This is a genomic window from Aeromonas sp. QDB17, assembly GCF_027705305.1.
Lineage (GTDB): Bacteria > Pseudomonadota > Gammaproteobacteria > Enterobacterales > Aeromonadaceae > Aeromonas > Aeromonas caviae.
The window spans coordinates 159,024-178,228 of the sequence record NZ_JAPDBP010000005.1; the positions used below are offsets into that span (position 1 = coordinate 159,024).

Annotated in this window: 16 protein-coding genes; 3 read left to right on the plus strand and 13 right to left on the minus strand. The window is 64.3% G+C overall.

The window, feature by feature from the left end; genetic code table 11:
• Nucleotides 1-73: 73 nt before the first annotated feature.
• From OKC41_RS06620 to OKC41_RS06665, 10 genes are all read right to left on the minus strand, one after another.
• Nucleotides 74-1,297, minus strand: coding sequence for a type II secretion system F family protein (locus OKC41_RS06620; protein WP_257707427.1), 1,224 nt, complete (start codon nucleotides 1,295-1,297; stop codon nucleotides 74-76).
• 47 nt (nucleotides 1,298-1,344) lie between these two features.
• Nucleotides 1,345-3,057: an MSHA fimbrial ATPase MshE gene (mshE, locus tag OKC41_RS06625; protein ID WP_069652318.1), complete on the minus strand. Its 1,713-nt coding sequence runs from the start codon at nucleotides 3,055-3,057 to the stop codon at nucleotides 1,345-1,347.
• A gap of 74 nt (nucleotides 3,058-3,131) precedes the next feature.
• A complete protein-coding gene (locus OKC41_RS06630) occupies nucleotides 3,132-4,268 on the minus strand; it encodes a tetratricopeptide repeat protein (protein WP_270671814.1) in 1,137 nt (378 codons plus the stop codon).
• Nucleotides 4,265-5,155 (minus strand): ExeA family protein, encoded by an 891-nt coding sequence (locus tag OKC41_RS06635; RefSeq protein ID WP_010672622.1) that lies wholly within the window; start codon nucleotides 5,153-5,155, stop codon nucleotides 4,265-4,267. Before OKC41_RS06635 ends, OKC41_RS06630 begins: the two co-directional genes overlap by 4 nt.
• Nucleotides 5,146-5,328 carry a hypothetical protein gene (locus tag OKC41_RS06640; RefSeq protein ID WP_141227152.1) on the minus strand — a complete coding sequence of 61 codons (183 nt, stop codon included), beginning with the start codon at nucleotides 5,326-5,328 and terminating at the stop codon, nucleotides 5,146-5,148. The genes OKC41_RS06635 and OKC41_RS06640 overlap by 10 nt, the downstream gene beginning before the upstream one ends.
• Nucleotides 5,307-6,983, minus strand: a complete 1,677-nt coding sequence (mshL, locus tag OKC41_RS06645) for a pilus (MSHA type) biogenesis protein MshL (RefSeq protein ID WP_045522955.1) — start codon at nucleotides 6,981-6,983, stop codon at nucleotides 5,307-5,309. The genes OKC41_RS06640 and mshL overlap by 22 nt, the downstream gene beginning before the upstream one ends.
• A gap of 70 nt (nucleotides 6,984-7,053) precedes the next feature.
• Complete coding sequence (locus OKC41_RS06650) at nucleotides 7,054-7,383, minus strand: MSHA biogenesis protein MshK (RefSeq protein ID WP_270671816.1); 330 nt, start codon at nucleotides 7,381-7,383, stop codon at nucleotides 7,054-7,056.
• 28 nt (nucleotides 7,384-7,411) lie between these two features.
• On the minus strand, nucleotides 7,412-8,059 hold the full coding sequence (locus OKC41_RS06655; protein ID WP_201894936.1) for an MSHA biogenesis protein MshJ: 648 nt from the start codon (nucleotides 8,057-8,059) through the stop codon (nucleotides 7,412-7,414).
• On the minus strand, nucleotides 8,059-8,652 hold the full coding sequence (locus tag OKC41_RS06660) for a PilN domain-containing protein (protein ID WP_201894935.1): 594 nt from the start codon (nucleotides 8,650-8,652) through the stop codon (nucleotides 8,059-8,061). The genes OKC41_RS06655 and OKC41_RS06660 overlap by 1 nt, the downstream gene beginning before the upstream one ends.
• On the minus strand, nucleotides 8,652-9,515 hold the full coding sequence (locus OKC41_RS06665; RefSeq protein WP_041214302.1) for a hypothetical protein: 864 nt from the start codon (nucleotides 9,513-9,515) through the stop codon (nucleotides 8,652-8,654). The genes OKC41_RS06660 and OKC41_RS06665 overlap by 1 nt, the downstream gene beginning before the upstream one ends.
• Before the next feature lie 120 nt (nucleotides 9,516-9,635).
• On the opposite strand from OKC41_RS06665, the gene OKC41_RS06670 reads away from it, so the two are divergent.
• Nucleotides 9,636-10,550: a 1-aminocyclopropane-1-carboxylate deaminase/D-cysteine desulfhydrase gene (locus OKC41_RS06670; protein WP_052258863.1), complete on the plus strand. Its 915-nt coding sequence runs from the start codon at nucleotides 9,636-9,638 to the stop codon at nucleotides 10,548-10,550.
• Here OKC41_RS06670 and OKC41_RS06675 read toward each other — a convergent pair.
• Nucleotides 10,547-12,466 (minus strand): EAL domain-containing protein, encoded by a 1,920-nt coding sequence (locus OKC41_RS06675; RefSeq protein WP_010672614.1) that lies wholly within the window; start codon nucleotides 12,464-12,466, stop codon nucleotides 10,547-10,549. The genes OKC41_RS06670 and OKC41_RS06675 overlap by 4 nt on opposite strands.
• A 517-nt stretch (nucleotides 12,467-12,983) precedes the next feature.
• Here OKC41_RS06675 and OKC41_RS06680 point away from each other — a divergent pair.
• Both OKC41_RS06680 and OKC41_RS06685 read left to right on the plus strand, forming a co-directional pair.
• Entirely contained in the window at nucleotides 12,984-14,519 is a 1,536-nt protein-coding gene (locus tag OKC41_RS06680; RefSeq protein ID WP_201894934.1) for an EAL domain-containing protein, read from the plus strand.
• Nucleotides 14,520-14,670: 151 nt separating this feature from the next.
• The gene (locus OKC41_RS06685) at nucleotides 14,671-15,768 is read left to right on the plus strand and encodes a calcium:proton antiporter (RefSeq protein ID WP_010672612.1); all 1,098 of its coding nucleotides are present in this window, start codon (nucleotides 14,671-14,673) and stop codon (nucleotides 15,766-15,768) included.
• Nucleotides 15,769-15,961: 193 nt separating this feature from the next.
• Here OKC41_RS06685 and hutH read toward each other — a convergent pair whose 3' ends face one another.
• Nucleotides 15,962-17,494 carry a histidine ammonia-lyase gene (gene hutH, locus OKC41_RS06690; protein WP_010672611.1) on the minus strand — a complete coding sequence of 511 codons (1,533 nt, stop codon included), beginning with the start codon at nucleotides 17,492-17,494 and terminating at the stop codon, nucleotides 15,962-15,964.
• Between the two features lies 1 nt (nucleotide 17,495).
• The gene (hutU, locus tag OKC41_RS06695) at nucleotides 17,496-19,199 is read right to left on the minus strand and encodes a urocanate hydratase (protein ID WP_104455120.1); all 1,704 of its coding nucleotides are present in this window, start codon (nucleotides 19,197-19,199) and stop codon (nucleotides 17,496-17,498) included.
• Between the last annotated feature and the right edge of the window lie 6 nt (nucleotides 19,200-19,205).

A 19,205-nucleotide genomic window follows, 5' to 3' on the forward strand; every position in this document is an offset into this window, starting at 1 on the left:
CATCACTTGCCCCGCACGGCCCGCATCATCTCCCCGCCATTGGGAGAGTGAAGATGCTGGTTGCACAGATAACTCACGACTGACCCCGCACCGCTCGCATCATGTCCCACATGGGAGTGAAGATACCCAGGGCCAGCACCAGTACCATGACCGCCACTATGCCGATGAGGATGGGTTCGATGCGGGCGGTGAGGCTCTTGAGGTCATAATCCACCTCACGCTCATAATACTCGGCCGCTTCGTGCAGCAGCTCGTCCACCTGGCCGGTCTCCTCCCCCACCGCGATCATCTGCATCACCAATGGAGTGAACAGGCCGCTGGCGCCGGCGGTGCGCAGCAGGCTCTCGCCGCGCTCGATGCCGCCCCGCATGTCGCGGATCTGTCCCGCCATCCAGGCGTTGTCCACCGCGTCGGCCACCAGGGTCAGCGCCGTGTTGAGCGGCACGCCGGCCTTGAGCATCATGGAGAAGCTGCGGGCAAAACGGGCAAGCAGGGAGCGCTCTATGATGGAGCCGACGATGGGCAGCCGCAGCTGCCATCTGTGCCAGGCCAGCCTGCCTTTGGTGGTGGCGACCCAGCGTCGCCAGCCGACGACGGCGCCCACCAGGATGGCGAGCAGCAGCCACCAGTAGTGAACGAAGAAGTGGGAGGTGGCCAGCAGGATACGGGTCGCCAGCGGCAGCTCCACCCCGAACTTGGCAAACATCCCGGCAAAGACGGGGATCACCATGATGTTGAGGATCACCATGGCGATGCCGATGGCAATCAGCACGAAGGTGGGGTAGCGCATGGCGGTCTTGATCCGCTTGCGGGTCTCCAGCTCCAGATCGAAATAGTTGGCGAGCTGCAGGAAGGCCTCCTCCAGCTGACCCGTGTTCTCCCCCACGTGGATGATGGCCACGAAGAGGCTGCTGAACACCTTCGGGTGCGACTGCATCGCGCTCGACAGCGGCCGGCCGTTGGCCAGATCCTCCCCCAGGGCGTGAAGCGCCCGCTTGAGGGGCTTGCTGTGGGCGCTCTCCTCCAGCCCCGCGATGGCGCGCAGGATAGGGATGCCTGCCCGGGTCAGGGCATACATCTGGCGGCTGAAGACCACCAGCTCCTCCAGCTTGACGCTCCCTTCCAGCAGCAGCGACCAGTCGATGCTGGCAGACCTGGCCTTGCCGGCCTTCAGCTCGGTGGGCATCACCCCGCGGCGCATCAGCTGCTCGGCGGCGGCCAGCTCGCTGACCGCTTCCACCACGCCGCTGACGGCCTGGCCCTGGCTGTCACGCCCCTTGTAGGCAAAACGGTTCATGGGCGACCCCGGAAGAATGATTCAGTACGATCCAGATGCCTCATGCGTTACCCCAGGTCCTCGGCCAGCCGAAGCACTTCGTCCACCGAGGTGATCCCCTCGCGGGCATAGTCGAGCGCCGTCAGGGCCAGGGGGCGGTAGTGCTCATGCGCCCGTGCCGCCCGGGCAAACCCCTCGGCATCGTTGCGGCGCAGGGCATCCATCATGGGTTGATCCAGCTCCAGCAGCTCGTACACCCCGATCCGGCCCGCGTAGCCGGTGAAGTTGCAGCTCTGGCAACCCCGCCCCTTGCGATAGCGATGCTGCCCCGGCGCTTCACCGGAGAGCACGGATAGCCAGGTGGCCTGCCCCTCGTCCGGCGCCGTCTCGCAGGCGCAGTGTTCACACACCCGCCGCACCAGGCGCTGGGCCACCACGGCCCGCAGGGCGCTCGCCACCAGATAGCCGGGCGCCCCCATGTCGATGAGACGCAGGGCGCTGGTCACGGCGTCGTTGGTGTGCAAGGTGGTCAGCACCAGGTGGCCCGTGATGGCGCCACGCAGGCCGATCTCCACCGTCTCGTTGTCCCGCATCTCCCCCACCAGCAGGATGTCCGGATCCTGGCGCAGGGTGGAGCGCAGCACCTGGGAGAAGGTGAGCCCTATCTTGGGATTGACCTGCACCTGGCTGATGCGGGGCAGACGGTACTCCACCGGGTCTTCCACCGTGATGATCTTGTGGCTGGCCTGGTTGAGCTCGGAGAGGGCGCCGTAGAGCGTCGTGGTCTTGCCGCTGCCGGTCGGGCCCGTCACCAGGATCATGCCGTGAGGACGTTTGAGCTGACGACGGAAGCGGGTCAGGATGGCGGGCGGCATCCCGGTCTCGGCGAGCGACAAGATGCCGGAGGATTGATCCAGCAGCCGCATCACCACGGACTCGCCATACTGCACCGGCATGGTGGACATCCGCACATCCACGTCGCGGCCGCGCACCTTCATGTTGAAACGGCCATCCTGGGGCAGACGCTTCTCGGAGATGTCGAGCCCGGCCACCAGCTTGAGGCGCAGCACCAGCGCCTGGGCGATGCGCACCTCGTTGAGGATGTTCTCATGCAGCACGCCGTCGATACGCTGGCGAATGCGCAGCACCTTCTCGTCCGGTTCGATATGGATGTCGGAGGCCCCCACCTGTACCGCGTCCTCGAACAGGGAGCGCAGCAGCTTGGCCACCGTCGCCTCCCCCTCGTCGGTTGCGGCATTGAGGCTGCCGGCCCCCAGCTCGAAGCCGGTCTCCTGGTGCTCTTCGTGCAGTTGCACCGCGAAGTTCTCTATCTCCCGGGTGCGGCGATAGAGGCGGTCGAAATACTCCAGCAGCTGGCCTTCACGGGCCACGGCCAGCACCAGCTCCCGCGGGCTGAGCAGGGCAGCGATGGCGTCGAGGGCGCTCAGATCCGCCGGATCCGACATCACCACGGTGACCTTGTCGTCGCTCAGGTTGACGGCCAGCGCCCGGTAGCGGCGCGCCTGCACCTCGGGCAACAGCGCCACGGCCGAGACGTCGATGGTGAGGTTGTTGAGATCGAAGAAGGGCACATCCAGCTGACGGGCGAGGAAGGTCAGCAGTTGCACCTCGCTGATGAAGCCGAGATCGATGAGGGTAGTCCCCAGCTTGCGGCCGGTCTGGCGCTGCTGCTGCAGGGCGAGCTGCAGCTGATCATCCGAGATGATCTGTTCCTGTACCAGCAGGTCGCCTAGGCGCATTTTCAGTCTGGGTTGTGCCATTGTTGCTCCGATCTCTGTTGCTTCACGCCCGCTGCCTGGTCCGATGGCATGGGCTCATCGAACTGCCGCTTTAATCAATGGGTCAGTTGGCCAATTCGTTGTTCGAGCCATTGGGTGGAGGCCTCCCCCAGATTGCCGTGCAACTGGGCATTGCGATAGGCATCCAGTGCCCGCTGACGGTGTCCCTGACCATCCTCCGCCACCCCCAGTCCCAGCCACCAGCGCCCCTGATCCGGCTGCTGGCGCAGCAGCCTGACGTACATCTCGGACGCCTGGACAGGCTGCCCCAGCTCCTGGGCAAGACCGGCCCAGGTGGCGTAATAATCCAGATTGCTGGCAATATCGGGCTGATAGCCGGTGAGCCAGTCCAACGCCTTCTGCCGATCCCCGCCGCTGATGGCCACACGGGCCAGCAGCAGACGCAGGTCCGCCTGAGCGGGATCCAACCTCAGCCCCTCTTCCAGCACCTGGGCGGCCTCGGTCAGCCGTCCGGCGCCATAGAGCAGGCCCGCCAGCTGTTCCCGCGCCCCCTGGTTGTGGGGATCGTGGGCCAGCACTTCGTAGTAGCCATCCTGCGCCTCCTGCATCCGTCCCTTGGCCATGGCCGTGGTCGCCTTGCGCTCGGCCAGGGTGGCCAGCTCGGCGTCGGAGAGTTCCACCGTCTCGATCTTCAGGATCCCGGGTTTGCGCGGCGCGGCGGGTGCAGGCGCCTCTTCGGCGCTCTGCTCCGCGGCCAGCTCGGCATAGAGGTCCGGCTGCAGCTCCTCGTCGCTCGGGATCGTCTCGTCCCCCAGCGCTTCCTCCGGATTGCCCTCATCGGCGAGCACGGCCTCATCGGCCGGAGCCTGCTCGGCTGCGGAGGGGGCCACTCTCGCGGCGGTCGACTCGGCACTGGCGGCGGGCACCTTTGCCACTGGCGCAGCAGAGGAGACCGCCTGCGTGGTGGCCACCACCGCCAGGGGCGCGGATGGCGCCACCGCAGGTGCGGTGCGGGGGACCTCGACCTGCGCCGCTGGCAGGGAGGCTCGCTGGCTCTGCTGCCAGAAGATCCAGGTGCGCCAGCCGAGGATCCCCAGGGCCAGGGTACACAGCAGGGTCAGCACCAGCATCCACCAGCCTTGCTGGCGCACCGGCGCCACATAGACGGCGGCTCCCTCGGCCTCTTGCTGACGCCTATCCAGATCTTTCAGCATCTGATTGATCACGCTCATGACCAGACTCCATACGCCAGGGCGGTGCCCAGCAACAACAACAGAGGCCACCAGAGGGTGAGACGGCCACGGCGGGCATCATCGGTATCCCGGATGGCGAGCCGGACCAGGGCGCTGTCGATCCGCCGCACACCGCGACCATAGGCCAGCATCAGGCACTTCTGCGCCAGTATGTTGATGAGACGGGGAATGCCGCGGGATGCGCGCCACAGCCTGCGCAGGGCGCGGCCATCGAACAGGGCGGCCCCGCGATAACCGGACACCTGCAGCCGGTACTCCAGATAGGCCCGGGTCTCGTCGAGCCGCAGCGGCCGCAGGCGGTAGGAAAAACCGATGCGCTGGCGCAACTGGCGAAGACGGGGCTGCCCGAGCCTGGCATCCAGCTCGGGCTGGCCGAACAGCACGATTTGCAGCAGCTTGCTGGATTCGGTTTCCAGGTTGCCAAACAGCCGGATCGCCTCCAGGGTCTCGTCCGGCAGGGCTTGCGCCTCGTCGATCAGCACCACCACCCTGCTCCCCTGCCGATGCAGGGAGATCAGATGGCGGTGAATACGATCCGTGAGATCCAGCTCGCTCTCCCCCGCCAGCGTCAACCCCAGCTCCAGGGCCAGGGCCGTGCGCAGCTCCCCCGGAGTGAGATGGGGGTTGGGCAGCCAGGCCAGGCGCACCGGGCAGGCCTCGGAGCCGAGCTCGCTCAGCAGTTTGCGACAGAGCAGGGTCTTGCCGGTGCCGACCTCGCCGGTCACCTTGATGAACCCCTCCCCCTGAGAGAGCGCCCAGTTGAGCACCTGCATGGCCTCCTCGTGGGGGGGCAGGCCGTAATAGAAACCGGTGTTCGGGGTCAGGCCGAAGGGGGCCTCCCGCAGTCCGAAGTGACTCAGATACATGCACCCTCCCGGCCAGAGCCCAGGGCGCGCAGCCGCAGACAGCCCCGGATCAGCGACATGGTGCCACCGCCGTCGGGCAGGGCAGACTGGCGGCAGCCGGGAGGCGCCGCCACATGGGAGAAGGAGTGCTCAACAGGCGCGTCATCCCGGATCAGCCCTTGGGGGGATACCATTTATCGAGCAGCTCGGAGGAGCGTTGCAGCTCTTTCTGCCAGGTGTCTTTTTCCACCACGGTGGGCTTGAGCAGGATCACCAGCTCTACCTTGCGGTTGCTCTCCCGGCGGTTGGTGAAGGCCTCGCCGACCCAGGGGATGTCACCCAGCAGGGGCACCTTGCTGACAATCTCCTGCCTGTCGGTCTTCATCAGACCACCGATGACGATGATGTCCCCATTGTTGGCCTGCACCACGGTATCGGACTCGCGGATAGAGCTCTTGGCCAGCGGCAACACCAGGGGATCGGCGGTGCCGACGCTGATGGTCTTGCTCTGCTCCTCGGTGTCGATGACGGAGGGGTGGATATGCAGCAATACCTTGCCCTGCTCGTCGATCTGGGGCGTCACGTCCAGGGCTATACCCGAGAAGAAGGGGGTCAGCTCCACGTTCGGGGTGACGATGGGGGCCGAAGTCCCCGAGGTGGTGGTGGTGGTCGAGGCGTTGGTGACGAAGTATTCGTCCGTCCCCACCTTGATCACCGCTTTCTGGTTGTTAGTGGCCGTCACGCGCGGGCTGGAGAGGGTGTTCACGTCCCCCTGGGTCTTGAGCAGGCTGACCGCGACGTTGAAGTTGCCATCAGAGATGGTGAAACCGGCGCCGCCCCCCAGAGCCCGGAAGATCTGGTTGGGGGTCGAAGCGATGGGGCTGTCCATGAGGGAGCCGCCCCCCGTGATGCCCTTGCCGCCGTCCCAGCTTGCGGAGAGGCCGCTCCAGTCCACCCCCTGCTCGTAACCCTCGTTGAGGGACACTTCCAGGATCCGCGCTTCCAGCACCACCTGGCGCTTGAGGTGTTCGCCGGACTGGTCCAGGAACTCGCGCACCGCCTTGAGCTCTTTGGGATAGGCACGCACCGTGACCAGGCCCGCCTGGGGACTGGTGATGACGGCCCGCCCTTCCCCTGTGCCGATCAGGGTCTGCAGGGAATCCCGCAGATCGGTCCAGTAGTCGTTGTTGCTGTCCGTCTCGATGCGGGTGCCGTTGCTGTTGGTGTTGTTGTCACCGCTGGCGGTGTTGCCCTGGCTGTTGTTGTTGCCGCTGTTGTTCAGGCCGTTGTCGAAGTTGTTGTTATTGCCATTGTTGTTGTCGTTGGCCGTCACCCCGCCTGTGCTCACCGAGGTACGGGAGAGACCGCGCCGGGCCATCATCAGGTAGTTGACCGGAATGGTCTCGGTACGCAGACCGGCGGGATAGACGTGGAACACGTTGCCCTTGCGCTGTACGTCGAAGCCGTACATGTCGCCGACGGTCGCCAGCGCCTCCTGCAGGGTCACGTCCTTGAGTTCTACCGAAATGACGCCCGCCACACCGGGATGGACCGCCACGCTGTAGCGGGAGCCCTTGAACAGGGAGCCGAAGAACTCCACCGCGTCCACGTCATGGGCCGCGATGCGCATCCGCTTCTCGGGAATGGTCATCGGCTGCTGGGGACGATTGAGCTGCAACAGCTCGCTCTGCACCGAGGGCGGCAGGGAAGTCAGGGGGGCGGTCGGGCTCTGCTCGCTCATCGCCTGCTTGAGTGCATCTTTGGCCTGTACCGGCTCGGGGTGACGATAGGTAGTGCAACCCGCCACCGCCAGCGCGAGGGGAAGCAGACAAAAAGGGTGTTTTTTCATGTTATTCGTGCACCTGACTCGCTATGAAACTCGACAAACCTGGCCCGCACCATCCCGTGCGACACCCACTTCACATCCGGATCTTGCTGCCAAACAGGGTCAGTGTCTGGCGTTTGCCCGCTTTTTCCAGCACCACGCTGTCGGCGCTGATCCCCACCAGCCGGAATCCGTTGACCTGCTGGCCGACCCGGTAGGCTTGACCGTCGAGCACCGCCAGGGCGGGCCCGCTCCCCAGGATGACGCTCTGCAACCTGGGCAGACCGGCCTCCTTGGCGACACTCGCCGCCGAGCCGGATCCCGCCAGGGGCATGGTGGGATCCTGCAGCACCTCGGCCTGGGCCTGCAGCGCGAGCAGGCTCCCCCACAGGGCCAGCCAGCGCCAGGATGAGAAGGCAAAAATGCGGGATCCCGTCCCACCGACATGCCGCTTAACCACGGATGAACTCCTTGCTGGTGCTGAGGGTGTAGATCTCCATCGCTACCGCCGCCTTGGGATGCTCGACCACCCGGTAGTCAAAGCCCTTCCAGTAGAAGTGGCGAGGCAGGGCTTCGAGCGCTTTCAGGTACTGGTAGACATCGAAATAGCCGCCCTCCAGCTGAAGCCGGATGCCGTGCCTGAACAGGTTCACCTTCTGCTCCCCGGCCATCAGCGGCTCGGGTTTGAGGGAGGTGAGCGCCAGCATATGCAGGTTGGCGGAGCGGGACAACAGAGCTTCCAGCACCGCGGGCATTTCGTGGGCGGGGATCAGATCCACCGTCTGGGCCAGCAGCTCGGCATCCATCTGGCGCAGGGAAGTCTCGACGCCGGCGAGCTGCTCGCGTACCTGGGCATCGGGATCCCGCCCCAGCCTGGCCTGCTTGCCCTGGTTTTCCAGGGTCAGGATCTCCAGATCCCGCTGCGCCGCAGCCAGGGCCTGCCGATCCTGGTCCAGCCGGGTGTCGGCGTCATCCAGCCAGCCATAGATGCCCATGGCCCCGAGCAGCACGACCCCGGTCAACAGAATGAGGATCCGCTCACGCAGGCTGAGGGCTGCGATCTGCTGCGCCCATCCCTGCCATTGTGCCTTCATGTCCATCAGGGAGTCTCCCGCGCTATGCCACTGAGCTGGAAGGCAAGCTGGCCCTCCTTGTCCCGACTCAGGGTGAGCTCGCCAAACTGCTTGCCCGCCAGGGAGGGGGTCTGTTTGAAGCGGTTCACCCAGGCGGGCACGTCCTGACTGCGTTCGGCCACACCCGCGAGGTTGATGCGCCCGTCGCTTATTTCGATCCGTTGCAGGGAGAGGCGGGGATCCCGCAGGCGGGCCAGGTCCGCCATCACCCCCGCATAGCCCTGGGATTTTTGCAGGGAGAGGTGGCCAAGCTGCTGCAGCAGCGCCTGTTTGGCCCCCAGCTCTTCCCGCTTGTCGGCCAGTTGCCGCTGCAAGTCTGCATTCGCCAGATGGCGCGCCAGCTCCGCATCGAGACGCCTGGCCTCGCCGCGCTGCACGTCGAGCTGTGCCCGCACGCCAGCCAATTCACGATCGAGGCCCTGCTGTTGCCAGCCATAGAAGAGAGTGGCCCCCAGCAGCAGCACCAGGACGCCGCCCCAGACCAATGCCATCTGGGGCAGGCTGGCCCACAGACGTCTTGGCCGGAATTCGGCGCCATAGAGGTTGATATGGTGTTTCATCAGTCGCTCCTGCCCAGGGCCGCGCCGTAAGCACTGAGGTATTCGACTCCTGCCAGTACCGCCTTGTTTGCCATGGCCGACACCGGGAAACCGAATGTCTGTTCCAGGTGACGCACCAGTACCCCCATGGCGGAGGAGGCGATGGCCAGTTGCAACTGGCCGGGCTCGGGCAACTTGAGATGGCCAGCCAGATAATCGATGGATCGCTGGATCTCCAGCGCCAGCGCGTCGAGCTGGTCGGCATCTGGCTCATGGCTGCCGGTGAGGCTCGCAAATCCGCGCAACTGGCGGGAGAAACAGAGTCCGCCCCGATGGAAGACCAGCAGTTGCAGCTCCTGCCCCCGGGGTTGCCAGAGCAGCATGCGCACCATCTGGTCCGCCTCGTAGAGGGCCGTCATGGCCAGCTCGTCACTGACGATGGCCTCTAGGGTCGCCGCACCGTTGACCGCATCCGCCACCTGCTGCACCCGGCTCTTGGGCATGCAGACAACGTTGATGCGCGGACGCCCGGCAGGGGGCGTCGGCAGGTCCACATAATCCATGGCGAGCTGCAACACCGGCTCGTTGACGAAATCCTTGATGGCCCAGGGCAGGGCCCCCGCCATCTCGGCATCGGGGACGGCGGGCTTGTCGATCTGGATCTGCTGATAAAGGCTGGCCGCGAGGGCCACCCGCACCTTAGACTTGGCCAGACCGTGCCGGGAAAACAGCTCGGCCAGGGCCTTGGACCAGTCGTGGGGGCCGTTGACAGGCTGGCTGGCAAACACGGGAACGGGGTCCACGCAGGCCAGCAGAATGCGATCGCTGGCCAGCAGGATCCCGACCTGATGGCTGGAGGGAGAACGCCTGAACAGTGACTTCATCTGGATCTTCACCTGGCCGCGTAAAACGGACTAAACCTTAACATAAACAGGCTATTAGCCTCCAACTTTATGACAAACGACGCATCGACGGCCACGCTGGCACCCACGGGAGACGATCCCATGGCGCCCCTTCAGCTCCCCTCCCCCCTGCACCGGATCCGGCATCCTCTGCTGGCAGCCCATGACGTCACGCTCTGGTGCAAGCGGGACGATCTGATCCACCCGACCCTCTCCGGCAACAAGTGGCGAAAGCTCAAATACCATCTGCAACAGGCACAGATGCTGGGCAAGGGCCACATACTCTCCTTTGGCGGCGCCTACTCCAATCACATCCACGCCCTGGCCGCAGCAGGACTCAGACTGGGACTGCGCACCACGGGCATCATACGCGGTGAAGGGGATACCGTCAGCAATCCCACCCTGAAAGCGGCCAAAGGCTGGGGCATGGATCTCGTTTTTGTCGACCGGCAGAACTATCGCCGGCGCCAGGATCCCGAATGGCTTGCCCGGTTCGAGGATGACGACACCCTGCTGGTACCGGAAGGAGGCAGCAGCCCGCTGGCCATCCCCGGGGTGGCCGAGCTGGTCGACGAGGTGCCCTTCTCGCCGGATCTCTGGGTGCTGCCCTGCGCCAGCGGCGGCACCCTGGCGGGACTCATCGCGGGCAAGCGGGCACAGGAGCAGATCCTGGCCATCGCGGTGCTCAAGGGGGCCGACTTCATCACCGGCGAGGTATGCCGGTTGCATCCGGCGGCGGCCACCACCCCGGGCTGGCGCATCGCGCTGGATCACCACGACGGCGGCTATGCCAGGTTCAGTCCGGCACTCTGGCAATGGGTGCAGGCATTCAGTGCAGAAACCGGCTTGCCGCTGGAACCCATCTACAGTGGCAAGGCGATGTGGGGGCTGTTTCGCGAACTGGCGGCAGGCCGCATTGCGCGCGGCAGCAAGATCATCTTCATCCACACAGGTGGCTTGCAGGGGCTGGCGGGCCTGCAGGAGCAGGGCCGCCTGTCACCCCGGCCAGGACGCTAGTCAGGCAGGTTGAGGGGCTCGGGGTCGGCAAACCAGGGACCTTGACCGGCATGCACGCCCAGGTGTCGCAGCATCTTCCACTCGTCGCCACTCTCCACCCCCACCGCGATGACCCGGGCCTGGGTATTGGCACAGCCCCCCACCAGACTGCGTACCGCCATCTGGTTGACCTGGCGCAGGTGGATCTCCCGCACCAGGCTGGGGTGCAGCTTGAGGAAGTGGATCTCGAACTCCTTGATGTACTGGGTGCTCACCACGTCCTGGCCCGCATGATCGATGGCAAGCCTGCACCCCAGCATGCGCATCGCCCGAAGCGGCCGCTTGAGGGCTTCGTAGTGGCGGGTCACCTGAGACTCCGACAACTGCAGGATCAACCCCTCGTTGGTACTGCGCGGCAACTGGAACAGCTCGAAGAAGAGCTCGCGCTGGAACTCGCGGGTGAGCAGGTTCTGGGCGCACAGAGAGAGGCTGATGGGGCAGCTCGATGCCGGTCGCTGGCGCAGCAGTCGCAAGGCTCGGGCCACCACCAGTCTGTCCAGCGGCAGCAGCAGACCGGCCTTCTCCGCCATGGGCATGAAGACCCCCGCCTGCAGCTCCCGGCCCTGCTCGTCGTGAAGGCGGATGAGCAGCTCCTGCTGCAACACCACCTGATCCCGCTCCTGCTGCACAGGCTGGACGTAGAAGTCGATGCCCTGCTCCTCGATGCGACGGCTGATCAGGGTGCGCCAGCGCACCGTTCCCTTGCTGCTCGCCTCCTCGTTGAGGGATTTCTCGAACAGGAACCAGCCGCTGTGTCCTTGCAGGCGCGCGCTCTTGAGCGCCAGCTCCGCCTCTTCCTGCACCTTGAGCAGGGAATCCTGTGCCTGATAGCAGACCGCACCGAGATAGACGGCGGTGTCGGCATTGACCGCTTCGGGCCAGTGCAGTCGTTGCAGACTCTTGAGCAACTGGCTGGCGCCGTCCACCATCTCGCTCTCTGACATGTTCGGCAGCAACACGGCAAAGACCTGACCGGCATAGCGCGCCTGCAGGGCTCCGCTGTGCTTGCGCACGAAGGCGGCGATGGTGGCGCTCGCCTCCATCAGGAGTTCCTGGCTCGGGCGCCCGCTCAGCTCGGGATCCAGCTCCTCCAGACCGGCCAGCTCGATCAGCAGCACACCGCCGCTGATCACGCTTGCCTCCATGATGGCGCTCTCCAGCCGGTTGTCGAAGAAGAGGCGGTTGCCGATGCCCGTCGTCTTGTCGACGAAGGCGTTGCTGCGGATGAAGTTGTCGAAGCGGCTGCGCTCCTTGCGGGCGTCGGCCAGCTCGGTCAGCAGATGGGTGAGGGCCTGACTGGCCGAGACAGGCCACTCCTCGGCAGGGTCATGGGCCAGCTTGGTCAGCTTGCCATCCAGGATCAGCTGGGCACGCTCCGCCAGCAGCTCGGCACCGCGCAACTGCTGACGCAGCCAGCGGATGGAGTACCAGAGCCCGAACACCACGATGAAGATACCCAGAGAGATGCCGAACATCGCCTTCATGGAGTACTCGAACTCCTTGAACGGCCTGTCCAGCTTGAAGTCGGCCCGCATCCCGGCCTGATTGGGGATCGCCTCGCTGTAGGCGATCAGCAGGCTCTCGTCCGTCTGCTGCTGCACATCGCGAAACCAGTAGACCCGCTGCTTGTCCTGACGGATCTCCAGCTCCACCACATGGGAGGCCCGCAACAGGGAGGGCAGCCAGCGGGCAAGGGCTTGCTGGTCATCGGTCACCCCGAGCTGCTTGTCGATGATCTCCACCAGGGAGTCGACCCGGTTCTGCTGCAGCTCCATTCCCATCTGGCGGAAACTGAAGACCCCGCCGAGCATCACCATGGCCATGGCCGAGATCACGCACAGCGTAATAAAAGAGACGAGTTGAGTGGTCAGTTTCATGTGCCTTTCCGTAGCCGACAGCATCCATAGGGCATCATGGTATCAGCCCAGACCAAACGCCGCCTATGGGTGAAGATCCCGCTTCTGCAAATAAGCGGGAGGATGCGTCATGCGGCGCCGTAGTGCAGGTCGCAAAAGAGAGAGGCATCAAGGGAGAGATCGAGGGGACACAGGCTGAGGAGCGGACAGAAAAATGGTCCCACAACGGGGACCAAAAGAAACACTCATATCAAAACTAACACTCTGTGCTACTGACAAAAATAGATACAGGAGTATTGAACACACGGTGAGTCAAACCGCACCGCTACTTTAGCCACTTCAGATAAGCTGGACAATTGTCATTTATGACAGGTCAGCGATTGAATCTTGTTCAGGTGTGTAGCCATATCCTTTATTTATCAATTAATTATCGTTTTTGTTCCAAGTGTGACCAACTTGGCTCAAATCGATGCAGCTAATGCTATGATGCTTGAGTCTCAATCGGGTTGTTTCATTTCATGGAAGAAGGATGCTCACCATGTCAGCACGATCTCCGCTATGGATTCCTCTGGCCCTCTTCTGTGTGCCCCCGCTGCTGATGCTGTTGCTCACCCCCCTGTTGAGCGACAAGCTGGCTCACCACCTGCTGCAGACAAAGGAAAGGGCTCTGCTCGACTACCTGCAGGAGCGCAACCAGCTCCTGGATCACGATGTCCCCGCCCAACTCGCCCACTTTGCCTTCGATTGCGGCCCCACAGACATGGCGCTGTTGCGCTCACCCCAGTATTACAACCGCCATATTCGCCTGGCCGGCCTGCAGCTTGCCAACGGGAGCGGCTGCTCCACCCTGGGCCCCGCCCTGCCCCAGCTTGCCGACGCCGGCATACCGGCCTCCCCCGACTTTCATATATCCAGCACGGCCCCCATGTTCGATACCGAACGCGAAACCCTGGTCTATGCGAGACGCAACGGCAATCTGGCCTATTGGGTGCTCGACAGCAGCTGGAGCCATGAGCTGCTCCGCACCCCCTGCAACGACTGTTTCTACCTGGAGTTCAACCACAAGCACCCGACCCAGTCCGGGCTCTTTTTCCCCCGTGGCAACAAGCACATTCGAGAAGAGGCACACCCGATGCGGCTGCTCAGTTTCGACCCCCAGCATCAGGTGGAGCAGACCCTCTGGGCTGGCGAGGCACTGAAACGCTACGCCCGCTCACAGATACACCGCGATGGCCTCTGGTCGGCCGGGGCGCTGGGGGCGCTGCTGGCGGCCCTCTACTGGAGCCTTAGAAACTACCGGCGCTCCCTCAAAGGATTGCTGCAAAGAGGGCTGGCTCGGCGGGAGTTCATCCCCTTCTATCAGCCCATAGTAGACAGCAGAAACCGAAGGGTGGTGGGATTCGAGGCCTTGCTGCGCTGGCAGCGAGGACGGGATCTGGTGTCGCCAGGCACCTTCATCGCCTATGCGGAGGAGCAGGGGCTGATCCTGCCGATGACGGATCAACTGCTGGAGCGCATCCTGGCGGATCTCCCCGTCCTGGCCCCGCACCAGTGGGTCAGCGTCAATCTGGTGGCGGGCCATATCGAGCAACCTCGTCTGCGCACCCAGTTGCAGCGCCATGGCTGGCCCTCGCCGGCCCGCCTCACCTTCGAACTCACCGAGCGGGATCCCATCAAGCACATCCAGGGGGCCATGGCGGAGATCGCCGCCCTGCAGGAGAGGGGCTATCACTTCAAGCTGGATGACTTCGGCACCGGTTATGGCGGCTTTGCCTACTTGCAACGGCTCGGCATTCGCCAGATCAAGATCGACAAGATGTTCGTGGATACCATAGGCACGGACGACCTCAAGCGCAGCGTGCTGGATGCCACCATCGCCTTCGGCCTCAAATCGGGCATGGAGATGATCGCCGAAGGGGTCGAAACCCAGGAGCAGGTGGATTATCTGCATCGCCACGGAGTCCACCTGATCCAGGGCTACGTCTATGCCAAGCCCATGCCCCTGAGTAAACTGAAGATCTGGCTGATGGCATGGCAAGAGGGCGAGACAACCAGCCCCTCCGACCCGCACTGAGGCGGTATCTGCCCCGCCTCTCACTCTTTGCAACAAAATGATGCTCCGCATGAGGAGCATCTCCCCTTATCATGGGTCTGTGCACCTTGGGTGCACCAAGTCGCTCCATACCCCGTCGGCCGAGGCCGCCCCGAGATGAGAACCACTGCCTATGAAGTCTTTTATCCGACAAGAGATTGCTCTGCCTGCCGGTCTGCTGACCCTGCTCTTCTTCAAAACCCTGGGGAGCGACCTGCTGGCAGAGACAACCCCCCTTGCGGTCTACCTGCCGGTGTCGCTGGCCCTGCTTGCCATCGTGACCTGGGCCATCTTCTCCGTCGTGCGTCACTCTGACGCCCTCGCCATCAAGCTCGGGGAACCCTTCGGTACCCTGATCCTGACCCTCTCGGTCATCTCCCTGGAAGTGGTGATGATCTCCTCCGTCATGCTGACCGGCGATCCCAATCCCACCATGGCCCGGGACACCATGTTCGCGGTGGTGATGCTGGTCACCAACGGTCTGGTGGGCTTCACCCTGCTGTTTGGCGGCTGGCGCTATCACACCCAGAACTTCAATCTGGACGGGGTCAAATCCTATCTGGTGGCCATCATTCCCCTGGCACTGCTCTGTCTGGTCCTGCCGAACTTCACCCAGGGCGGCACCCTGGGCAGCCTCTCCAAGGCCATGTCATGGATGCTGATCATCATCTCCATCCTGCTCTATGGTGTCTTCCTGCTGATCCAGACCCGCAGCCACAGCCACTTCTTCGTCGACAGTGATCACGAGGATCTCGAGGATCACCACGGCCCGCTGCAGAGCAACGTCTATCACACCCTCTTGCTGCTCGCCTACCTGGTGGTGGTGATCCTGCTGGCCAAGACCCTGGCCATCCCCATCAACTACGGGGTGCACGTGATGGAAGCCCCGATGGCGCTGGGTGGTTTCATCGTCGCCTGTATCGTGCTGGCTCCCGAAGCGGTCGGCGCCATCAAGGCGGCCTTCAACAACCAGTTGCAGCGGGCCATGAATCTCTACTTCGGCTCCGTGCTGGCCACCATCGCCCTCACGGTACCCTCCGTGCTCTTCATCGGCTCCCTGATGGGGCAGGAAGTGCGCCTGGGCCTCTCCCCTGCCGACATGGTGCTGCTCATCACCACCCTCATGGTCTGTAAAGTGACCTTCAGCAGCGGCCGCACCCACGCCCTGCACGGCGCCACCCATCTTGTGCTGTTTGTCGTTTACCTGTTCCTGATGTTTGAACACGGATAAGGCTGCCAGCACTCACCCCAGTGCTGTTCGTGGTTTATCTGTTCCGGATGTTTGAACACGGATAAGGCCGCCACCACCTGCCTGCTGCCACTCTGCGCAGCGCGCTTCAGATGGCCCCGACGCGAGGCGCGGGAGACGGAAATGAAAAGACCGCCCCATGGGCGGTCTTGTTTATGGTTGCTCAGGCTCCAATTCAGAGGCTGGGCAGGGTCCCGGCCGGGATCAGGTCGTTGTAGCTGGCACGGCCCAGCAGGGCGGCGGCCGCCTCGATGTCCGGTGCAAAGTACCTGTCCTTGTCATAGAAGCTGACCTCTTCCCGCAGACGGCCCTTGGCCAGCTCGATGAGCTCGGTGGAGCGCAGGGGAGCGCGGAAGTCGAGCCCCTGGGCCGCTGCCAGCAGTTCCACCGCCAGGATACCACGGGTGTTCTCGGCCATGTCCGCCAGCCGGCGACCGGCGAAGGTGGCCATGGAGACGTGGTCCTCCTGGTTGGCCGAGGTGGGCAGGCTGTCCACCGAGGCCGGGTGGGCCAGGGTCTTGTTCTCGGAGGCGAGCGCCGCCGAGGTGACCTGGGCGATCATGAAACCGGAGTTCACCCCGCCGTTGTTCACCAGGAAGGCCGGCAGGCCGGACATACGCGAGTCGATGAGCAGCGCCATGCGCCGCTCGGACAGCGACCCGATCTCGGCGATGGCCAGGGCCAGGTTGTCGGCGGCAAAGGCCACGGGTTCTGCGTGGAAGTTGCCGCCGGAGATGATCTCCTCATCCTCGGCAAACACCAGCGGATTGTCGGAGACCGCGTTGGCCTCGCACACCAGCACCTCGGCGGCCTGACGGATCTGGGTCAGGCAGGCACCCATCACCTGGGGCTGACAGCGCAGGGAGTAAGGATCCTGCACCTTCTCGCAGTTGTGGTGGGACATGCCGATCTCGCTGCCGTCCACCAGCAGGTGGCGGTAGCAGGCGGCCGCATCGATCTGGCCACGCTGGCCGCGCACTTCGTGAATGCGGGCATCGAACGGACGGCGGCTGCCGAGGGCCGCTTCAACGCTCATGGCACCAATGGTGATGGCACCGGCGTAGAGATCCTCGGCATGGAACAGCCCTTCCAGCGCGAAGGCGGTGCTCGCCTGGGTGCCGTTGAGCAGGGCCAGCCCCTCTTTCGGCGCCAGGGCGATGGGCTCCAGTCCTGCAATCTTCAGGGCAGTGGCGGCGTCGATCAGCTCGCCCTTGTGACGGGCCTTGCCTTCACCGATCAGCAGGCAGCTCATGTGGGCCAGGGGCGCCAGATCGCCGGAAGCGCCGACGGAGCCCTTCTTCGGCACCACGGGGTAGACCTCGGCGTTGATAAGGGTCATCAGGGCCTCGAGCACCGTCAGCCGGATGCCGGAGAAGCCACGGGCGAGCGAGTTGACCTTGAGCACCATCATCAACCGCACGGTGGCGTCATCCATGTACTCGCCAATTCCTGCCGCATGAGAGAGCACGATGGAGCGTTGCAGCTCGTCCAGCTGCTCCACCGGGATCCGGGTATTGGCCAGCAGGCCAAAGCCGGTGTTGATGCCGTAGACCACCCGGTTTTGCTCGATCACCTTGGTGACCACGGCGGCGGAGGCGTGGATCCCCGCCAGGGCAGCCGGATCCAGGCTGACGTGTACCGGCTCGCGGCTGACACGGCGCAGGGTGGCGAGGCAGAGTTTGCCCGGTTGCAGATTGAGTTCGAACATCTTATTTCACCCCTTTGCCGGTGGCGTCGATCATCGGCAGATCCAGTTTCGCCTCATGGGCACAGTTGATGGCAATCTCGTAGCCGGCGTCGGCGTGACGCATCACCCCGGTGGCCGGGTCGTTGCGCAGCACGCGGCCGACCCGCTTGGCGGCATCGTCGGTGCCGTCACAGACGATCACCACGCCGGAGTGCTGGGAGAAGCCCATGCCCACACCGCCACCGTGGTGCAGAGAGACCCAGGTCGCGCCGCCGGCGGTGTTGAGCAGGGCGTTGAGCAGCGGCCAGTCGGAAACGGCGTCGGAACCATCCATCATGGATTCGGTCTCGCGGTTCGGGCTCGCCACCGAGCCGGAGTCAAGGTGGTCACGGCCGATGACGACCGGAGCCTTCAGCTCGCCATTCTTCACCATCTCGTTGAAGGCCAGGCCCAGGCGCACCCGATCCTTGACACCGACCCAGCAGATCCGCGCCGGCAGGCCCTGGAAGGCGATGCGCTCGCGGGCCATGTCGAGCCAGTTGTGCAGGTGGGGATCGTCCGGGATCAGCTCCTTCACCTTCTGGTCGGTCTTGTAGATGTCTTCAGGATCGCCGGACAGGGCCACCCAGCGGAAGGGGCCAATGCCCTCGCAGAACAGCGGGCGGATATAGGCCGGCACGAAGCCCGGGAAGTCGAAGGCATTCTTGACCCCCTCTTCCAGCGCCATCTGGCGGATGTTGTTGCCGTAATCGAGCGTGGCGGCGCCGCGGGATTGCAGGGTCAGCATGGCTTCGACCTGACGGGCCATGGAGCGGCGAGCCGCCACATTGACCTCGTCCGGGGCGCTCTTTTGCAGATCGCGCCATTGGGCCACGCTCCAGCCCTGAGGCAGGTAGCCGTGTACCGGATCATGGGCGGAGGTCTGGTCGGTCACCACGTCCGGCGTGATGCCGCGAGCCACCAGCTCGGCGAAGACGTCGGCGGCGTTGCCGAGCAGGCCGACGGAGACGGCGGTACCGCTGCGTTTGGCCTCCTCGACCATGGCCAGCGCCTCATCCAGGCTGTGGGCCTTCTTGTCGACGTAGCGGGTACGCAGACGGAAATCGATACGGGTCTCGTCGCACTCCACGGCGATCATGGAGAAACCGGCCATGGTGGCGGCAAGGGGCTGGGCACCGCCCATGCCACCCAGGCCCCCGGTCAGGATCCAGCGCCCTTTGGGCTCGCCATTGAAGTGCTGGTTGGCCACCGCGAAGAAGGTCTCGTAGGTGCCCTGCACTATCCCCTGGGTGCCGATGTAGATCCAGGAGCCAGCGGTCATCTGGCCGTACATCATCAAACCCTTTTTATCGAGCTCGTTGAAGTGCTCCCAGTTGGCCCAGTGGGGCACCAGGTTGGAGTTGGCGATGAGCACCCGCGGCGCATCCTTGTGGGTCTGGAACACCCCGACCGGCTTGCCGGATTGCACCAGCAGGGTCTGATCGTCCTCGAGACGGGTCAGTACCTCGACGATCTTGTCATAGCAGGCCCAGTTTCGGGCGGCGCGGCCGATGCCGCCGTACACCACCAGGGACTGGGGATGCTCGGCAACATCCGGATCCAGATTGTTCATCAGCATCCGCAGTGGCGCTTCGGTGAGCCAGCTCTTGGCGGTCAGCTGGGTGCCGTGGGGAGCACGGATCACGCGGCTCGGATCGTGGCGGGGATCCTGGTGTTGTACAGACATAGACAC

Excerpts from the sequence above, each read along its gene's own strand:
- OKC41_RS06680 (WP_201894934.1), top strand. The coding sequence starts at position 12,984 with ATGTCAGCACGATCTCCGCTATGGATTCCTCTGGCCCTCTTCTGTGTG.
- OKC41_RS06670 (WP_052258863.1), top strand. The coding sequence starts at position 9,636 with ATGGCGCCCCTTCAGCTCCCCTCCCCCCTGCACCGGATCCGGCATCCT.
- OKC41_RS06660 (WP_201894935.1), bottom strand. The coding sequence starts at position 8,652 with ATGAAACACCATATCAACCTCTATGGCGCCGAATTCCGGCCAAGACGT.
- hutH (WP_010672611.1), bottom strand. The coding sequence starts at position 17,494 with ATGTTCGAACTCAATCTGCAACCGGGCAAACTCTGCCTCGCCACCCTG.
- mshL (WP_045522955.1), bottom strand. The coding sequence starts at position 6,983 with ATGAAAAAACACCCTTTTTGTCTGCTTCCCCTCGCGCTGGCGGTGGCG.
- mshE (WP_069652318.1), bottom strand. The coding sequence starts at position 3,057 with ATGGCACAACCCAGACTGAAAATGCGCCTAGGCGACCTGCTGGTACAG.
- OKC41_RS06630 (WP_270671814.1), bottom strand. The coding sequence starts at position 4,268 with ATGAGCGTGATCAATCAGATGCTGAAAGATCTGGATAGGCGTCAGCAA.
- OKC41_RS06620 (WP_257707427.1), bottom strand. The coding sequence starts at position 1,297 with ATGAACCGTTTTGCCTACAAGGGGCGTGACAGCCAGGGCCAGGCCGTC.
- OKC41_RS06635 (WP_010672622.1), bottom strand. The coding sequence starts at position 5,155 with ATGTATCTGAGTCACTTCGGACTGCGGGAGGCCCCCTTCGGCCTGACC.
- OKC41_RS06675 (WP_010672614.1), bottom strand. The coding sequence starts at position 12,466 with ATGAAACTGACCACTCAACTCGTCTCTTTTATTACGCTGTGCGTGATC.
- OKC41_RS06685 (WP_010672612.1), top strand. The coding sequence starts at position 14,671 with ATGAAGTCTTTTATCCGACAAGAGATTGCTCTGCCTGCCGGTCTGCTG.
- OKC41_RS06655 (WP_201894936.1), bottom strand. The coding sequence starts at position 8,059 with ATGGACATGAAGGCACAATGGCAGGGATGGGCGCAGCAGATCGCAGCC.
- OKC41_RS06665 (WP_041214302.1), bottom strand. The coding sequence starts at position 9,515 with ATGAAGTCACTGTTCAGGCGTTCTCCCTCCAGCCATCAGGTCGGGATC.
- OKC41_RS06640 (WP_141227152.1), bottom strand. The coding sequence starts at position 5,328 with ATGGTATCCCCCCAAGGGCTGATCCGGGATGACGCGCCTGTTGAGCAC.
- hutU (WP_104455120.1), bottom strand. The coding sequence starts at position 19,199 with ATGTCTGTACAACACCAGGATCCCCGCCACGATCCGAGCCGCGTGATC.